Genomic DNA, 17,191 nt, shown 5'->3' on the forward strand with positions numbered 1-17,191 from the left:
AGTCGCTGCCGATAACAACGAGTATTGAAGGATTAAAAGGAACCATCATGTCCAGCTTGATTAATCACGCCATGAGCGGACTTAACGCCGCGCAGGCCGCGTTAAATACGGTCAGTAATAACATCAACAATTATAACGTTGCGGGTTATACCCGGCAGACAACTATTCTGGCGCAGGCAAACAGTACGTTAGGGGCTGGCGGCTGGATAGGTAATGGCGTTTACGTTTCAGGCGTACAGCGCGAATATGATGCGTTTATCACTAATCAGCTACGCGGCGCGCAAAACCAGAGCAGCGGCTTGACCACGCGCTATGAACAGATGTCGAAAATCGACAACCTGCTGGCCGATAAATCCAGCTCACTGTCTGGTTCGTTGCAGAGTTTTTTTACCAGCCTGCAAACGTTAGTCAGTAATGCGGAAGATCCTGCGGCGCGTCAGGCGCTGATTGGTAAAGCGGAAGGGCTGGTAAACCAGTTCAAAACCACCGATCAGTATCTGCGCGATCAGGATAAACAGGTCAATATCGCGATTGGCTCCAGCGTGGCGCAAATCAACAATTACGCGAAGCAGATAGCTAACCTGAACGATCAAATCTCCCGTATGACGGGCGTAGGCGCGGGCGCATCGCCGAACGACCTGCTCGATCAGCGTGATCAGTTGGTCAGCGAGCTTAACAAGATCGTTGGCGTCGAGGTGAGTGTACAGGACGGCGGCACCTATAACCTGACGATGGCCAATGGCTATACGCTGGTGCAGGGGTCGACGGCGCGTCAGTTGGCGGCGGTTCCCTCCAGCGCCGACCCGACGCGAACGACTGTCGCTTATGTCGATGAGGCCGCCGGTAACATCGAAATTCCGGAAAAGTTGCTGAACACCGGTTCGCTCGGCGGGCTACTGACGTTCCGTTCTCAGGATCTGGATCAGACTCGTAATACGCTGGGCCAGTTGGCGTTGGCGTTTGCCGATGCGTTTAACGCGCAGCATACCAAAGGTTATGACGCCGACGGCAATAAAGGGAAAGACTTCTTTAGCATTGGCTCGCCGGTGGTATATAGCAACAGTAATAATGCCGATAAAACGGTATCGCTAACCGCTAAGGTGGTCGACAGCACGAAGGTTCAGGCGACGGATTATAAGATTGTTTTTGACGGTACAGACTGGCAGGTTACTCGCACTGCGGATAACACCACCTTCACGGCGACAAAAGATGCTGACGGAAAACTGGAGATTGACGGTCTGAAAGTGACGGTAGGGACCGGCGCACAGAAAAACGACAGTTTTCTTCTCAAGCCGGTCAGCAATGCTATCGTCGACATGAACGTTAAAGTGACGAATGAAGCCGAGATTGCGATGGCGTCTGAGTCAAAACTCGATCCTGACGTGGATACCGGCGACAGCGATAACCGCAATGGTCAGGCATTGCTGGACTTACAAAACAGCAATGTAGTGGGCGGCAACAAAACTTTTAACGATGCTTACGCCACGTTGGTCAGCGATGTGGGTAACAAAACGTCAACGCTGAAAACCAGCAGCACCACGCAGGCGAATGTGGTTAAACAGCTTTATAAACAGCAACAGTCGGTTTCCGGCGTTAACCTCGACGAAGAGTACGGCAATTTGCAGCGTTATCAGCAGTATTATCTGGCGAATGCGCAAGTATTGCAGACCGCGAATGCGCTGTTTGATGCGTTATTGAATATTCGCTAAAGGAGAAGGATGACATGCGTATCAGTACCCAGATGATGTACGAACAAAATATGAGCGGCATCACTAATTCTCAGGCCGAATGGATGAAGCTGGGCGAGCAGATGTCTACCGGTAAGCGCGTTACCAACCCATCTGACGATCCGATCGCCGCGTCGCAGGCGGTAGTACTCTCTCAGGCGCAGGCGCAGAATAGCCAGTACGCCCTGGCGCGTACGTTTGCCACCCAAAAAGTGTCGCTGGAAGAAAGCGTACTCAGTCAGGTGACGACGGCGATTCAAACCGCGCAGGAAAAAATCGTCTATGCCGGAAACGGCACGTTAAGTGACGATGACCGCGCGTCGCTGGCGACGGATTTACAGGGGATCCGCGATCAGCTGATGAACCTGGCAAACAGCACTGACGGCAATGGTCGCTATATCTTTGCCGGGTATAAAACGGAAGCGGCGCCATTCGACCAGGCGACAGGTGGTTATCATGGCGGCGAGAAAAGTGTTACCCAGCAGGTGGATTCCGCACGCACGATGGTAATTGGCCATACGGGAGCGCAAATTTTTAATAGCATCACCAGCAATGCGGTGCCGGAACCGGATGGCTCGGACTCCGAAAAGAATCTGTTTGTCATGCTCGATACGGCAATTGCCGCGCTCAAGACCCCGGTGGAAGGCAATGACGTGGAAAAAGAAAAAGCCGCTGCCGCCATTGATAAAACCAATCGCGGCTTAAAAAATTCGCTTAATAACGTCCTGACCGTTCGTGCGGAACTGGGAACGCAACTGAGCGAACTCAGTACGCTGGATTCACTGGGAAGCGACCGTGCGCTGGGACAGAAGTTGCAGATGAGCAACCTGGTAGATGTGGACTGGAACTCGGTCATTTCCTCCTACGTCATGCAACAGGCGGCATTACAGGCGTCCTATAAAACGTTTACCGACATGCAGGCAATGTCGCTTTTCCAGTTGAACCGGTAACGCCTCTTTTTGAAACATATCACGAAACTGGATATGTTTTGTCTGCCCGCGCCATCCACCCCGGCGCGGGCATTTTTTTAGTCGTCATTGAGTTAGTGGTCATATTGTCGCGCCCGTAGCGACGCCATCCGTACGTATTATCCCGCCCGATCTCATAAACGCCTGGAGTGACTAAAAGACGCCATGGGGTGAGGCATCGCCCTGTAAGGGGCATAAAAAAGCCGACCTGGCGGTCGGCTTTGTATCAGCATTTACATCATTCTACCGGCTGTGGGCGTGTCGCCGGGGCGCTGGCGTGACGTGTGGCGCTGTGTCCGCCTGCTGCGCCTTTACCTTCAAAGTGGAAGGAAGGGCGCTGCCAGTCGCTATGGTGCGGGGTTTCCGGCACATATTCCGGCGCTGGCGCACGCGTCATCGGCGCGCTGGCGTGGTTATGATCGTCAACGCAGACAACGTCCTGCGGTTTTTCCACCACCTGGGCCGGTGCGATAACGGTTTCTTCTGCCGTATGCTCCACAACAGCCGCTTCCGCTTTTGTCTCTTCTTCTGGCTCGACAACGACAACATCAGCCACGTTTTCAGCCACCGTAATGGACGCGTCGGCGGTTTCTGCTACCGGTTCGGCGTCAGCAATAACCTCTTGCGCCACCGGCGTATCGCTTTCGGCAATCAGTTGCGGCTGTTCATCAACCGGCGCGGCAATCACTTCCGGATGCGTTGTCTCGACCTCGACGACTTCCGGCGCCTGTGGTTCGGCGACGGTCTGCGGCTCAACGGCAACGTTTTCTACCGCCTGTATCGACGCTTGTGGTTCGAGCGCTACGGTCGCAGCGATAACCTGCTGTTCAGCGACAACCGGTTGTGGCAGCGCCAGATCTGCTTCACGCTGCTCTTCAACAACCTGCGTTTCCTGAGGACGGACAATCGGGTAGCGGATCCAGACTTTACCGGACGCCATTTCCGGCGACGCGCAGGCGACGGTTAGCGGCATCGGCGATTGTGTCGGGTAGCGCTCGTCACGATAGCGACGGCGACGCTGACCGCTTACGCGCAGGTGGCGCGGAGAACGGCGGGAGCGACGCGGCATACCGGTATTATCGCGAGGTTCTACGCTATCATCCTGCTCCGGCGCGATATCGGCGACGACAGGTAAATCAACTTTCGCCAGCTCGGTACGCGGCGCTGGAACGGGCTGTTCAACGTTTTCAACCGGGCGTGGTTCGTCGACGACGACCGGCGTGTCAACCGTTTCAACCACTGCGCTGTTGGTAAAGCGGACTTTCTGATTAAGCTGGCGCTGCTTGCGGCGCGGCTGAACCTGCTGAACGCGTTCTTCCTGCTCGGTCTCCTGGACAGGTTGTTCTTCGCGGTTAAGCGCTTTTACTTCCTGCTGCGCCTGGCGCTTGTCATCATTGCGGCGGCGGCTGCGTTCGCGACGCGGCGTCTGTTGCTGTTCATCGCCGGTTTTCACTTTTTCCGCCGTTTCCTGCTGGCGGGTATCGCGCGTTTCCGCATTTTGCTGCTGCGCCTGGCGACGGTTACGACGATTATCGTCGCGGCTCTCGCCGCCGTCACGTCCGGCACGGTTATCACGGGTGTCGCGGCGTTCGTTACGATCGCGACGGTTGTTCTGCCGTGGCTTGCGACGATCCTGCTGACGCTCCGCTTTTTCTTCCGCTTTCGGCGCGGCTGTTTCGACGGCTTTCGTTTCTTCACCGCTGAACAGTTGTTTCAGCGCGTTAAGGAAGCGGCTAAACAGACCCGGCTGGGCAGGCTGCGCGGCGGCAACATTATCCTTTTTCGCCGTGGCGACGCTAACCGCCGGTTCGACAGGCGTCGGCGCCGGAGGCACATCTGGCATAGCGAATGTCGCCAGCGCAGGCTGTTCCGGGCGTTTACGCTCGGCGTACTCTTCTTCAGAAGGCAGCGCCATCGCTTCTTCGTGCAGCTTCGGCAGCATGTAGCTCAGGGTCGGCGTTTCTTCCCCTTTGCGTACGCGCAGCACGGAATAGTGCGGCGTTTCCATCTGATCGTTCGGGACGATGACACAGCGGACGCCATCCTGACGCGTCTCAATAGCGTTAACTGCCGTCCGTTTTTCGTTAAGCAGATAAGAGGCGATCGGCACCGGAACAATGGCATGGACTTCCTGCGTATTCTCTTTCAGCGCTTCTTCTTCAATCAGGCGCAGAATGGACAGCGACAGAGATTCGTTATCGCGCACGGTGCCGGTACCGCTACAGCGCGGACACACGTGATGGCTGGATTCGCCCAGCGACGGGCTCAGGCGCTGACGCGACATTTCGAGCAGGCCGAAGCGGGAAATATGGCTAATCTGAATACGCGCCCGGTCCTGACGCACCGCTTCACGCAGGCGGTTTTCTACCGCGCGCTGGTGACGTACCGGCGTCATATCGATAAAGTCGATAACGATCAGGCCGCCCAGGTCGCGCAGACGCAACTGGCGGGCAATCTCGTCGGCCGCTTCGAGATTGGTGTTGAACGCGGTTTCTTCGATATCGCCGCCGCGAGTCGCGCGGGCGGAGTTGATATCGATGGCGGTTAACGCTTCGGTACTGTCAATGACGATGGAGCCGCCGGAGGGCAGGCGCACTTCACGCTGGAACGCTGACTCGATCTGCGATTCGATCTGGTAATGGCTGAACAACGGGATTTCACCGGTGTACAGCTTAATTTTGCTGCTAAAATCCGGGCGGCCCAACGCGGCGATATGCTGACGCGCCATTTCCATCACTTTTGGATTGTCGATCAGGATTTCACCGATATCCTGACGCAGATAGTCGCGAAACGCGCGTACGATGACGTTGCTTTCCTGATGGATCAGGAACGGCGCGGGACGGCTTTCAGCGGCTTTCTGAATGGCCTCCCAGTGTTTCAGGCGGAAGCTTAAATCCCACTGCAACGCTTCGGCGGATTTACCCACGCCCGCGGTACGCACGATAAGCCCCATCCCTTCAGGAAGTTCCAGGCTGGCCAACGCTTCTTTTAACTCGGTACGATCGTCGCCTTCAATGCGACGGGAAATACCACCCGCGCGCGGGTTATTCGGCATCAGTACCAGGTAGCTGCCCGCCAGACTGATAAAGGTGGTTAACGCCGCGCCTTTGTTGCCGCGCTCTTCTTTATCGATTTGAACAATGACTTCCTGGCCTTCGCGTAACACGTCTTTAATGTTCGGGCGACCATGAGCGCTGTAGTTAGCGGGGAAATATTCGCGGGCAATTTCTTTTAACGGGAGGAAACCGTGGCGTTCTGCGCCGTAATCAACAAAAGCCGCTTCCAGGCTCGGTTCAATACGGGTAATTTTGCCTTTATAGATGTTCGCTTTTTTCTGCTCGTGTCCGGGGCTTTCTATATCCAGATCGTACAGACGCTGCCCATCTACAAGGGCGACGCGCAACTCTTCCTGCTGAGTCGCGTTGATTAACATTCTTTTCATCGTAACTTACTCATTATTCTTACGTTGACGACTAAGCTGCGGGCATGGTGACGCCTTACCGGGCATGAACCGATGGCCTCGTGACTATTTCGCGTCGCCAACCTCACGGTTATCGTCAGCTCAAAGAGGCGCAGAGTGTCGGTTGCCTGTATTTCATACGGAAACACAGCGCAATTATCAGGGAAGCAGCCTGGGCATTACTCTCCAGAGAAGATCCTATCTACCGGTAAGGACTGCAACCCGCAGCCCGCTAACTGTCTGAAAAATCAATACGTCTTACGCCATTGCTGCGTTGATGATCGGTCAGACAAAATGGGTTATTCCGCTAAACTTTTTGTTTTAACAAGTTTCGGTGCGGAAACCGCATCATTATTCCACTGCTAACCTTGTTATAGCAAGATGACTTTTACCATTTATCACCCGCTTACTCACAGTTTTTTCACCAGCGTGAGCCAATCGCTTTAATAACCAGCAAAACCGCAGTGAAAAATGTTCATCCACTGGCGTAGACGTCTCTATAAGCATAGAAAAATGTGTGGCGCGAATCTCACAGGCTATTTAGAATCGCCCCCCATGAAAACAGAAACGCCATCCGTAAAAATTGTTGCTATCGCCGCTGACGAAGCGGGGCAACGCATTGATAACTTTTTGCGCACCCAACTGAAAGGGGTACCAAAAAGTATGATTTATCGCATCTTGCGTAAAGGCGAGGTGCGGGTGAACAAAAAACGCATTAAACCGGAATACAAACTGGAAGCGGGCGATGAAGTCCGCATTCCGCCGGTTCGCGTTGCTGAACGCGAAGAAGAGGCCGTGTCGCCGCATTTGCAAAAAGTGGCGGCGTTGGCGGACGTCATTTTGTATGAAGACGACCATATTCTGGTGCTGAATAAGCCTTCCGGCACCGCCGTACACGGCGGGAGCGGGTTAAGTTTTGGCGTCATCGAAGGGCTGCGGGCGTTGCGTCCGGAAGCGCGATTCCTGGAACTGGTGCATCGTCTTGACCGCGATACCTCCGGCGTGCTGTTGGTGGCGAAAAAACGCTCCGCGCTGCGTTCGCTGCATGAGCAACTGCGCGAAAAGGGAATGCAGAAAGATTATCTGGCGCTGGTGCGCGGCCAGTGGCAATCGCACGTTAAAACCGTACAGGCGCCATTATTAAAGAACATTCTGCAAAGCGGCGAACGCATTGTCCGCGTGAGCCAGGAAGGTAAACCGTCAGAAACGCGCTTCAAGGTGGAAGAGCGCTATGCCTTCGCCACGCTGGTGCGCTGTAGCCCGGTCACAGGCCGTACGCATCAGATTCGCGTCCATACCCAATATGCCGGTCACCCTATTGCGTTCGACGATCGCTACGGCGACCGTGAGTTTGATCAACAGCTTACCGAAGCGGGAACCGGTCTTAAACGTCTCTTTCTGCACGCCGCGGCGCTGAAGTTCACGCATCCGGGAACGGGCGACGTCATGCGCATTGAAGCGCCAATGGATAGCGCCCTGAAGCGCTGTCTGCAGGTGCTGCGTAACGCAAAATAGTTCCTCTCTCGGGCAGGTTATCTGCCCGAATCTCACTTTTCTCATAATATTTTTGTTTTGCTGTATCCGACGCATTTTTACCGTTGTGTACTGTTTATTCTTGCGATCCGGATTTCGGCGTGTTTAAGGACGAACAGATGGCCAATACTAGCTGGATGCGCTCATTTACTCAGCGTTGGGGAAAATACGTTATCGTGCCGCTCGTGATCGCGATGCTGACCGGTTGCGAAGGGAAGGGCGATAGTTCACGACGGGCTTTCGTTGAGTATTTGAATACGCAAATCATTACGTCTCCCGTGGTGGGCGTCTGTGAGTTGACGCCAGCCCAACGTCAGGCTTTTGGTCATTACGCCGATGATTACGATGTACTATTAGCTGCCTACGGGCAAATCTTTGCTGTGGTGTATGAGACCGGCCAGGAGGATAAGATCACCGGTGTTATTCAGTCTGAGCGTGATAATCTGGTTTTCCTGAACGAGCTACGTGTGGCTCGTGACGTAAACAATCGATTTATCCTTCGGTTGAAAAATGTGAGTAGTGAAAACAGAAAAAAATATTCTGCTTTAAAGCTCCCCTCTGATGTGAAGCCTGTCTTTGACGCTGCGTGGAATAAAACCGTAACACCGCTGGATGAGACGATGACTCGCTATTATTTTCTGCGCGGAAAGCGGCTCGACCAACTGGTCGCAATGGGCGAGTTTCTGCAAAAACAGGGAAATAAAGTCCGCTTTGAAACGAATGGAAAAGCGGTTTTTGCCGACCTGGCAGCAAAAGAACACTTTCAGGATCAAAAATTTAATTTTTTCATTACGCAGAATGATATAAACCATCTTACTCAGCAGATGGTTGAATTTATACATAGTCAACAAGATGCGGCTGATGCTGGCGGCGTTAATTAAAGGAATGTGTCGTGAGGTGAAGCAATGTTCGGGGGAGGGCGTAAACTCATCGCGAGATGGAATTTAACGAGTCGCAAGGGGAAGGTTTCAGGACAGTAAACGTCCTGAGAGTTGCTCGCGAGAATAAGTTCGTAAGCCGTTTTTGACGCCGTAGAGCGCGTCAGGCGAGTATTGAGAACATGTGTTTTTACAAAACTGAACTGAGATGGGGAATTCATTAACGCACACGTATACCGCTGTTGATACCCTATGGGATAAAACGCACCGTACATCGGTTCGTAATGCCAATGCTTTTTTTCTGGTCGGTGAATGGATTGACCAGGAAACGGGCCCGCACGAAGAGAGTGAAGATCGGCAGGCGCTAAATTGTTCACAACAAGCGCTTTCCAGTTGGTTAGAACTGGAAGCGGTCGAAACTGCTCCCCAATAAACGGGAGATAGCTACCAACACGTGCAGAAACGGCTTTTAGGGGTATTTGAAAAGCCTACAGAGTAGGCCGTTTACTGCTGTAGCGGGTTGAAGCCCTCCCGTCGCAGCATCTGGCACAGGGCAATAAGCGGCAAGCCGATCAGCGTGTTCGGATCGCGGCCCTCTAAGCGCTCAAATAATGCAATGCCTAAACCTTCGCTTTTAAAACTTCCCGCGCAGTGCAGCGGATGCTCTTTACGGACATAGTCGTCTATTTCCGCTTCGCTTAAATGGCGAAAATGAACGTCAAAAGGCTCCACTTCGGTTTGTAAGTGCCCGGAGGCGGAGTTATACAGTGCCAGTCCGGTATAAAACGTCACAATATTTCCGCTGGCTTTGGCTAATTGCTGACGCGCTTTTTCTTCCGTCAGCGGTTTGCCGGTGATTTCGCCGTCCAGAACACAAATTTGGTCGGAGCCAATAATCAAATGATTCGGGAAACGCGCGGCGAGCGATTGCGCCTTCGCCTGCGCCAGCCGCAGCACCAACTGACGCGGCGCTTCGCCCGGCATGGGGGTTTCATCAACATCCGGCGCGGCGCATTCGAAAGGAATCGTCAGCTTTTCCAGCAGCGCGCGACGCCAGGGAGAGGTAGACGCAAGGATGAGACGGGGCATATTTTTTCCCTCAGATATAGCGTAATGATGAGAGCCATCTTAAACTATGCTCTTCGGTCTTCAAGCCTGTCATACTGACTCGTCTTGAGCGAAAATAAGTCTGTAACCCGCAATGTGTGCGAATTATTGGCAAAAGGCAACCGCAGGCTGCCTTTTTCTTTGACTATATGACGTTACGAAGTTAATATGCGCGCCCTATGCAAAAGGTAAAATTACCCCTGACTCTTGATCCGGTTCGTACCGCTCAAAAACGCCTTGATTACCAGGGTATCTATACCCCCGATCAGGTTGAGCGCGTTGCCGAATCTGTAGTCAGTGTGGACAGTGATGTGGAATGCTCCATGTCGTTCGCTATCGATAACCAGCGTCTCGCCGTTTTAACCGGCGATGCGGTCGTTACGGTGTCGCTCGAATGCCAGCGTTGCGGGAAACCGTTTACCCATCAGGTTCACACAACGTATTGTTTTAGCCCTGTCCGTTCCGACGAGCAGGCTGAAGCACTGCCGGAAGCGTATGAGCCGATTGAGGTAAACGAATTCGGCGAAATCGATCTGCTGGCGACGGTTGAAGATGAAATCATCCTCGCCTTGCCGGTAGTTCCGGTGCATGATTCTGAACACTGTGAAGTGTCCGAGGCGGACATGGTCTTTGGCGAACTGCCTGATGAAGCGCAAAAGCCAAACCCATTTGCCGTATTAGCCAGCTTAAAGCGTAAGTAATAGGTCTTCCCCGCGGACGCAGGGATAAACCGTAATTGAGGAGTAAGGTCCATGGCCGTACAACAGAATAAACCAACCCGTTCCAAACGTGGCATGCGTCGTTCCCATGACGCTCTGACCGCAGTCACCAGCCTGTCTGTAGACAAAACTTCTGGTGAAAAACACCTGCGTCACCACATCACTGCCGACGGTTACTACCGCGGTCGTAAGGTCATCGCTAAGTAATCGCGCGATACTCGATGCCTTTTGCATCACAGGCGTGCCTGTGGTGTAAAAGCCGAAGAGTACAAGCGTGATAAAGCTTAGTGAGGATTTCTCCGCGTAAGCGGAGAACACCGAACCAGGCAGCGACGATACCTTGACACGTCTAACCCTGGCGTTAGATGTCATGGGGGGCGATTTTGGTCCTTCCGTGACGGTGCCTGCAGCATTGCAGGCACTGAACGCTAATTCGCAGCTCACTCTTCTTTTAGTCGGGAATCCCGATATTATCACGCCATTACTTGCCAAAGCTGACTTTGAACAACGTTCGCGTCTGCAGATTATCCCTGCACAGTCAGTTATTGCCAGTGATGCCCGGCCTTCGCAGGCGATCCGCGCCAGTCGCGGGACATCCATGCGTGTGGCCCTGGAGCTTGTGAAAGAAGGCCGAGCCGAAGCTTGCGTTAGCGCCGGTAATACCGGGGCGCTGATGGGGCTGGCGAAATTATTGCTCAAGCCTCTTGAGGGGATTGAGCGTCCGGCGTTGGTGACGGTATTACCGCACCAGCAAAAGGGCAAAACGGTAGTGCTTGATTTGGGTGCCAACGTCGATTGCGACAGTACCATGCTGGTGCAGTTTGCCGTGATGGGCGCCGTTTTGGCGGAAGAGGTCGTCGGGATCAAAAATCCCCGCGTGGCGCTACTCAATATCGGGGAAGAAGAAACCAAAGGCCTCGACAGTATTCGCGAAGCCTCTTTAATGTTAAAAACAGTCCCAACCATCAATTACATCGGCTACCTTGAGGCGAATGAGTTACTGACGGGAAAAACCGATGTACTGGTGTGTGACGGCTTTACAGGCAATGTCACACTTAAAACGATGGAGGGGGTTGTCAGAATGTTCCTTTCACTGCTGAAATCACAGGGCGAGGGGAAAAAACGGTCGTGGTGGCTGCTGTTATTAAAACGTTGGTTACAAAAAAGCCTGACGAGGCGATTCAGTCACCTCAACCCCGACCAGTATAATGGCGCCTGTCTGTTAGGATTGCGCGGCACGGTGATAAAAAGTCATGGTGCGGCCAATCAGCGAGCATTTGCAGTCGCGATTGAACAGGCAGTGCAGGCGGTGCAGCGACAAGTTCCTCAGCGAATTGCCGCTCGCCTGGAATCTGTATACCCAGCCGGATTTGAACCGCTGGACGATGGCAAAGGCGTAAACCTGCGGGCGCACAGATAATATCGCTGTCTCCCCGGCGCCGCCAGCGTGCCAGACGTTTACAGGTAACGGTATATAACCGAAAAGTGACTGAGCGTACATGTATACGAAGATTATTGGTACTGGCAGCTATCTGCCCGAACAAGTGCGGACTAACGCCGATCTGGAAAAAATGGTTGAGACCTCTGACGAGTGGATTGTCACTCGTACAGGTATTCGTGAACGCCATATCGCCGCGCCGAATGAAACTGTCGCGACGATGGGCTTTACCGCTGCGAATCGCGCGATTGAGATGGCGGGGATCGATAAAGACCAAATTGGCTTGATTGTGGTGGCTACCACATCAGCAACGCATGCATTTCCAAGCGCGGCATGTCAGATTCAAAGTATGCTCGGTATTAAAGGTTGCCCGGCGTTTGATGTCGCGGCAGCGTGCGCAGGTTTCACCTACGCGTTAAGCATCGCCGACCAGTACGTTAAATCCGGCGCGGTTAAACACGCGCTGGTGGTCGGTTCCGATGTATTAGCCCGCACTTGCGATCCTGGCGATCGCGGTACGATCATTATTTTCGGCGATGGCGCAGGCGCGGCCGTACTGAGCGCTTCTGAAGAACCGGGTATTATCTCCACTCATCTTCATGCCGATGGCCGTTACGGTGAATTACTGACCCTGCCGAATGCCGATCGCGTAAATCCGGATAACCCGATTTACCTGACAATGGCGGGCAATGAAGTCTTTAAAGTGGCGGTCACTGAACTGGCGCATATTGTCGATGAGACGCTGGCGGCTAATAACCTGGATCGCTCAGAACTCGATTGGCTGGTGCCGCATCAGGCTAACCTGCGTATCATTAGCGCGACAGCGAAAAAACTCGGCATGTCGATGGACAATGTCGTCGTCACGCTGGACAGGCACGGCAATACCTCCGCGGCTTCTGTGCCGTGCGCGCTGGATGAAGCCGTGCGTGACGGGCGAATTAAAGCCGGTCAGCTGGTATTGCTTGAAGCCTTCGGGGGTGGATTCACCTGGGGCTCCGCGCTGATTCGTTTCTAGTATAAGGATTTAAACATGACGCAATTTGCATTTGTGTTCCCCGGTCAGGGTTCTCAGAGCGTTGGGATGTTGGCCGAGATGGCGGCAAATTACCCTATCGTAGAAGAAACGTTTGCTGAAGCTTCTGCGGCTCTGGGATATGATCTGTGGGCGCTCACCCAGCAAGGTCCAGCGGAAGAACTGAATAAAACCTGGCAGACGCAGCCGGCGCTATTAACCGCTTCCGTCGCGCTTTGGCGCGTTTGGCAGCAGCAGGGCGGTAAAATGCCTGCGTTAATGGCAGGTCACAGCCTGGGCGAATATTCCGCGCTGGTTTGCGCTGGCGTCATCAACTTTGCTGATGCCGTTCGTCTGGTGGAAATGCGTGGTAAATTCATGCAGGAAGCGGTTCCGGAAGGTACTGGCGGCATGTCTGCGATCATCGGTCTGGATGATGCCTCTATTGCTAAAGCCTGTGAAGAATCTGCCGAAGGGCAGGTTGTTTCGCCGGTTAACTTTAACTCGCCGGGACAGGTGGTTATCGCCGGGCATAAAGAGGCGGTAGAACGCGCGGGCGCAGCCTGTAAAGCCGCTGGCGCGAAACGCGCGCTGCCGCTGCCGGTGAGCGTACCGTCGCACTGCGCGCTGATGAAACCAGCGGCAGATAAGCTGGCGGTTGAATTAGCCAAAATTACCTTTAGCGCGCCAACGGTGCCGGTAGTGAACAACGTTGACGTGAAATGTGAAACCGATGCCGCCGCTATCCGCGATGCGCTGGTTCGCCAGTTGTACAATCCGGTACAGTGGACGAAGAGCGTGGAATTTATCGCGGCGCAGGGCGTTGAACATCTTTATGAAGTGGGTCCAGGTAAAGTCCTCACTGGTCTGACGAAACGTATTGTCGACACCCTGACAGCGTCGGCGCTGAACGAGCCGGCGGCGCTGTCTGCGGCACTTACGCAATAAAAGAGGAAAACCATGAGCTTTGAAGGAAAGATTGCGCTGGTGACTGGTGCAAGCCGTGGCATAGGCCGCGCAATTGCAGAGACTCTCGTTGCCCGCGGCGCGAAAGTTATCGGGACTGCGACCAGTGAAAATGGTGCGAAGAACATTAGCGACTATTTAGGTGCTAACGGGAAAGGTTTGATGTTGAATGTGACCGATCCTGCATCTATTGAATCTGTTCTGGAAAATATTCGCGCAGAATTTGGTGAAGTGGATATCCTGGTTAATAATGCCGGTATCACTCGTGATAATCTGTTGATGCGAATGAAAGATGATGAGTGGAACGATATTATCGAAACCAACTTATCATCCGTTTTCCGCCTGTCAAAAGCGGTAATGCGCGCTATGATGAAAAAGCGTTGTGGTCGCATTATCACTATTGGTTCTGTGGTTGGTACCATGGGAAATGCAGGTCAGGCAAACTACGCTGCGGCGAAAGCGGGCCTGATCGGTTTCAGTAAATCACTGGCGCGTGAAGTTGCGTCCCGTGGTATTACTGTCAATGTTGTGGCTCCGGGTTTTATTGAAACGGACATGACGCGTGCGCTGTCTGACGATCAGCGTGCGGGTATCCTGGCGCAGGTGCCTGCGGGTCGCCTCGGCGGCGCTCAGGAAATCGCCAGTGCGGTTGCATTTTTAGCCTCTGACGAAGCGAGTTACATCACTGGTGAGACTCTGCACGTCAACGGCGGAATGTACATGGTTTAATCACGATTGAAAAATATTTGCGTTATTAGGGCGAAAGGCCGCAAAATAACGTAAAATCGTGGTAAGACCTGCCGGGATTTAGTTGCAAATTTTTCAACATTTTATACACTACGAAAACCATCGCGAAAGCGAGTTTTGATAGGAAATTTAAGAGTATGAGCACTATCGAAGAACGCGTTAAGAAAATTATCGGCGAACAGCTGGGCGTTAAGCAGGAAGAAGTAACCAACAATGCTTCTTTCGTTGAAGACCTGGGCGCAGATTCTCTTGACACCGTTGAGCTGGTAATGGCTCTGGAAGAAGAGTTTGATACTGAGATTCCGGACGAAGAAGCTGAGAAAATCACCACCGTTCAGGCTGCCATTGATTACATCAACGGCCACCAGGCGTAAGTGAACATCTCCAGGCGGTCGTTCGACCGCCTGAGTTTTATCTTTTTGTCCCACTAGAATCATTTTCCCTCCCTGGAGGACAACCGTGTCTAAGCGTCGTGTAGTTGTGACCGGACTGGGCATGTTGTCTCCTGTCGGCAATACCGTAGAGTCTACCTGGAAAGCTCTCCTTGCCGGTCAGAGTGGCATCAGCCTGATCGACCATTTCGATACTAGCGCCTATGCAACGAAATTTGCTGGCTTAGTAAAGGATTTTAACTGTGATGACATTATCTCGCGCAAAGAACAGCGCAAGATGGATGCCTTCATTCAATATGGAATTGTCGCTGGCGTACAGGCCATGCAGGATTCTGGCCTTGAAGTGACGGAAGAGAACGCAAGCCGTATTGGCGCCGCTATCGGCTCCGGTATCGGTGGTCTCGGTCTGATCGAAGAAAACCACAGTTCGCTGGTAAAAGGCGGACCGCGTAAGATTAGCCCGTTCTTTGTCCCGTCGACGATTGTTAACATGGTAGCAGGCCATCTGACTATCATGTATGGCCTGCGTGGGCCAAGCATCTCTATTGCGACTGCCTGTACTTCAGGCGTGCATAACATCGGCCATGCCGCGCGTATCATCGCCTATGGTGATGCGGACGCGATGGTGGCAGGTGGCGCAGAAAAAGCCAGTACGCCGCTGGGCGTAGGCGGTTTTGGCGCAGCGCGCGCGCTGTCGACCCGCAACGATAACCCACAGGCGGCGAGCCGTCCGTGGGATAAAGAACGCGATGGTTTTGTACTGGGCGACGGTGCCGGTATGTTGGTGCTTGAAGAGTACGAACATGCAAAAGCGCGTGGTGCGAAAATCTATGCTGAAATCGTCGGCTTTGGTATGAGCAGCGATGCTTACCATATGACGTCGCCGCCGGAAAATGGCGCAGGCGCTGCGCTGGCGATGGTTAACGCGTTGCGTGATGCCGCGATTGAGCCTGCTCAGATTGGCTACGTCAACGCGCACGGTACGTCGACGCCTGCCGGCGACAAAGCTGAGACGCAGGCGGTTAAGTCAGTCTTTGGCGATGCCGCAAGCCGAGTGATGGTGAGCTCGACCAAATCGATGACCGGCCATCTGTTGGGCGCCGCAGGCGCAGTAGAGTCTATTTTCTCTATTCTGGCGCTACGCGATCAGGCCATTCCGCCAACCATTAATCTGGATAACCCGGATGAAGGTTGCGATCTGGACTTCGTGCCGCATGAAGCGCGCCAGGTCAGCGATCTGGAGTACGCTCTGTGTAACTCCTTTGGTTTTGGCGGAACTAACGGTTCCTTGATCTTTAAAAAGATCTAAGTTAAGCCAGAGACAGACATTAATAAAAAGGTCCGCTTGTCGGGCCTTTTTTATCAGGCATATCACCTCTTGTTCTGCGTTATTCATCCTGCCACACTAGCAGGCGACGGATAAGGAGCCACTATGTTTTTAATTAATGGCCATGCGCAGGATCAACTTGCTGTAAGCGACCGGGCGACGCAGTTCGGCGATGGCAGTTTTACGACCGCACGTATTGTTGATGGCAACATTTGCCATCTGGAAGCGCATCTTCAGCGCTTGCAGGTTGCCTGTGAAAAATTACGGATCGCTTTTAGCCATTGGTCGACCCTTCGGCAAGAGATGACAATGTTGGCCACAGGGCATGATTCAGGCGTGTTGAAAGTGATCATTAGCCGTGGTAGCGGCGGCCGGGGATACAGCGCCATGAATTGTCAGGCAGCTACCCGAATCCTCTCCGTTTCTGCTTATCCCGCTTATTATTCGCAGTGGCGTAAGCAAGGCATCACTCTTACCCTTAGTCCCATACCGCTTGGGCGCAATCCTTATCTTGCCGGATTAAAACATCTGAACCGCCTCGAACAGGTGTTGATTCGCTCTCATCTTGAGCAGACGGACGCCGATGAGGCGCTGGTTCTTGACAGCGAGGGATGGGTTACGGAATGCTGTGCGGCTAATTTGTTCTGGCGTACAGGCGACATTGTTTTTACGCCGCGTCTGGATCAGGCCGGGGTGAACGGCATTATGCGACAATTTTGTTTACGCCAACTGGCGCAATCTCCTTTCCAGGTTCTTGAAGTACAGGCGAGAGAGGAGGCAGTCAGGCAGGCGGATGAGATTATCATTTGCAACGCGCTAATGCCGATTATTCCCATACGCGCCTATCACGGGACGTCGTATTCTTCGCGAACACTGTTTCAATTTTTAGCCCCATTTTGTGAGCATCCGAATTAGTT

At 53.3% G+C, this 17,191-nt stretch carries 16 protein-coding genes; 14 read left to right on the plus strand and 2 right to left on the minus strand.

Features of this window, described 5'->3' with window-relative positions; translation table 11 throughout:
* Positions 1-47 precede the first annotated feature (47 nt).
* A complete protein-coding gene (gene flgK, locus J4613_RS00635) occupies positions 48-1,709 on the plus strand; it encodes a flagellar hook-associated protein FlgK (RefSeq protein WP_000096425.1) in 1,662 nt (553 codons plus the stop codon).
* 14 nt (positions 1,710-1,723) lie between these two features.
* A complete protein-coding gene (flgL, locus tag J4613_RS00640) occupies positions 1,724-2,677 on the plus strand; it encodes a flagellar hook-associated protein FlgL (protein ID WP_079835007.1) in 954 nt (317 codons plus the stop codon).
* A 256-nt stretch (positions 2,678-2,933) separates the two neighbouring features.
* Here the strand turns inward: flgL and rne are convergent, their stop codons facing one another.
* Positions 2,934-6,137: a ribonuclease E gene (gene rne / locus J4613_RS00645; protein WP_023993490.1), complete on the minus strand. Its 3,204-nt coding sequence runs from the start codon at positions 6,135-6,137 to the stop codon at positions 2,934-2,936.
* A gap of 573 nt (positions 6,138-6,710) precedes the next feature.
* Between rne and rluC the strand changes: the two genes are divergently transcribed.
* The 3 genes from rluC (at position 6,711) to J4613_RS00660 (ending at position 8,999) form a co-directional block, all read left to right on the plus strand.
* Positions 6,711-7,670 carry a 23S rRNA pseudouridine(955/2504/2580) synthase RluC gene (gene rluC, locus J4613_RS00650; RefSeq protein WP_000846316.1) on the plus strand — a complete coding sequence of 320 codons (960 nt, stop codon included), beginning with the start codon at positions 6,711-6,713 and terminating at the stop codon, positions 7,668-7,670.
* A gap of 155 nt (positions 7,671-7,825) precedes the next feature.
* Positions 7,826-8,569, plus strand: coding sequence for a DUF3053 domain-containing protein (locus tag J4613_RS00655; protein ID WP_080083309.1), 744 nt, complete (start codon positions 7,826-7,828; stop codon positions 8,567-8,569).
* Between the two features lie 205 nt (positions 8,570-8,774).
* Positions 8,775-8,999, plus strand: coding sequence for a hypothetical protein (locus tag J4613_RS00660; protein WP_000528423.1), 225 nt, complete (start codon positions 8,775-8,777; stop codon positions 8,997-8,999).
* Positions 9,000-9,070: 71 nt separating this feature from the next.
* On the opposite strand, the gene J4613_RS00665 is transcribed toward J4613_RS00660, so the two are convergent.
* Positions 9,071-9,655 carry a nucleoside triphosphate pyrophosphatase gene (locus J4613_RS00665; RefSeq protein ID WP_001137605.1) on the minus strand — a complete coding sequence of 195 codons (585 nt, stop codon included), beginning with the start codon at positions 9,653-9,655 and terminating at the stop codon, positions 9,071-9,073.
* A gap of 197 nt (positions 9,656-9,852) precedes the next feature.
* Between J4613_RS00665 and yceD the strand changes: the two genes are divergently transcribed.
* The 9 genes from yceD to pabC all read left to right on the plus strand — a co-directional run bounded on the left by yceD (position 9,853) and on the right by pabC (position 17,189).
* Positions 9,853-10,374, plus strand: coding sequence for a 23S rRNA accumulation protein YceD (gene yceD, locus J4613_RS00670; protein ID WP_001174492.1), 522 nt, complete (start codon positions 9,853-9,855; stop codon positions 10,372-10,374).
* 51 nt (positions 10,375-10,425) lie between these two features.
* Positions 10,426-10,599, plus strand: a complete 174-nt coding sequence (rpmF, locus tag J4613_RS00675) for a 50S ribosomal protein L32 (RefSeq protein ID WP_000290727.1) — start codon at positions 10,426-10,428, stop codon at positions 10,597-10,599.
* Between the two features lie 133 nt (positions 10,600-10,732).
* A complete protein-coding gene (plsX, locus tag J4613_RS00680; protein WP_001518286.1) occupies positions 10,733-11,812 on the plus strand; it encodes a phosphate acyltransferase PlsX in 1,080 nt (359 codons plus the stop codon).
* A 79-nt stretch (positions 11,813-11,891) separates the two neighbouring features.
* Positions 11,892-12,845, plus strand: coding sequence for a beta-ketoacyl-ACP synthase III (gene fabH, locus J4613_RS00685; RefSeq protein WP_000288148.1), 954 nt, complete (start codon positions 11,892-11,894; stop codon positions 12,843-12,845).
* A 15-nt stretch (positions 12,846-12,860) separates the two neighbouring features.
* Positions 12,861-13,790 (plus strand): ACP S-malonyltransferase, encoded by a 930-nt coding sequence (gene fabD, locus J4613_RS00690; RefSeq protein ID WP_000191343.1) that lies wholly within the window; start codon positions 12,861-12,863, stop codon positions 13,788-13,790.
* A 12-nt stretch (positions 13,791-13,802) separates the two neighbouring features.
* Positions 13,803-14,537 carry a 3-oxoacyl-ACP reductase FabG gene (gene fabG / locus J4613_RS00695; protein ID WP_000007236.1) on the plus strand — a complete coding sequence of 245 codons (735 nt, stop codon included), beginning with the start codon at positions 13,803-13,805 and terminating at the stop codon, positions 14,535-14,537.
* A gap of 155 nt (positions 14,538-14,692) precedes the next feature.
* Entirely contained in the window at positions 14,693-14,929 is a 237-nt protein-coding gene (gene acpP, locus J4613_RS00700; protein ID WP_000103754.1) for an acyl carrier protein, read from the plus strand.
* An 85-nt stretch (positions 14,930-15,014) separates the two neighbouring features.
* Entirely contained in the window at positions 15,015-16,256 is a 1,242-nt protein-coding gene (fabF, locus tag J4613_RS00705; protein WP_000044664.1) for a beta-ketoacyl-ACP synthase II, read from the plus strand.
* 123 nt (positions 16,257-16,379) lie between these two features.
* Positions 16,380-17,189: an aminodeoxychorismate lyase gene (pabC, locus tag J4613_RS00710; RefSeq protein ID WP_000478660.1), complete on the plus strand. Its 810-nt coding sequence runs from the start codon at positions 16,380-16,382 to the stop codon at positions 17,187-17,189.
* The last annotated feature ends 2 nt before the right edge of the window (positions 17,190-17,191 follow it).

The sequence above is a fragment of the Salmonella sp. 32020114201800008SM genome (assembly GCF_017572025.1).
Classification (GTDB): Bacteria; Pseudomonadota; Gammaproteobacteria; order Enterobacterales; family Enterobacteriaceae; genus Salmonella; species Salmonella enterica.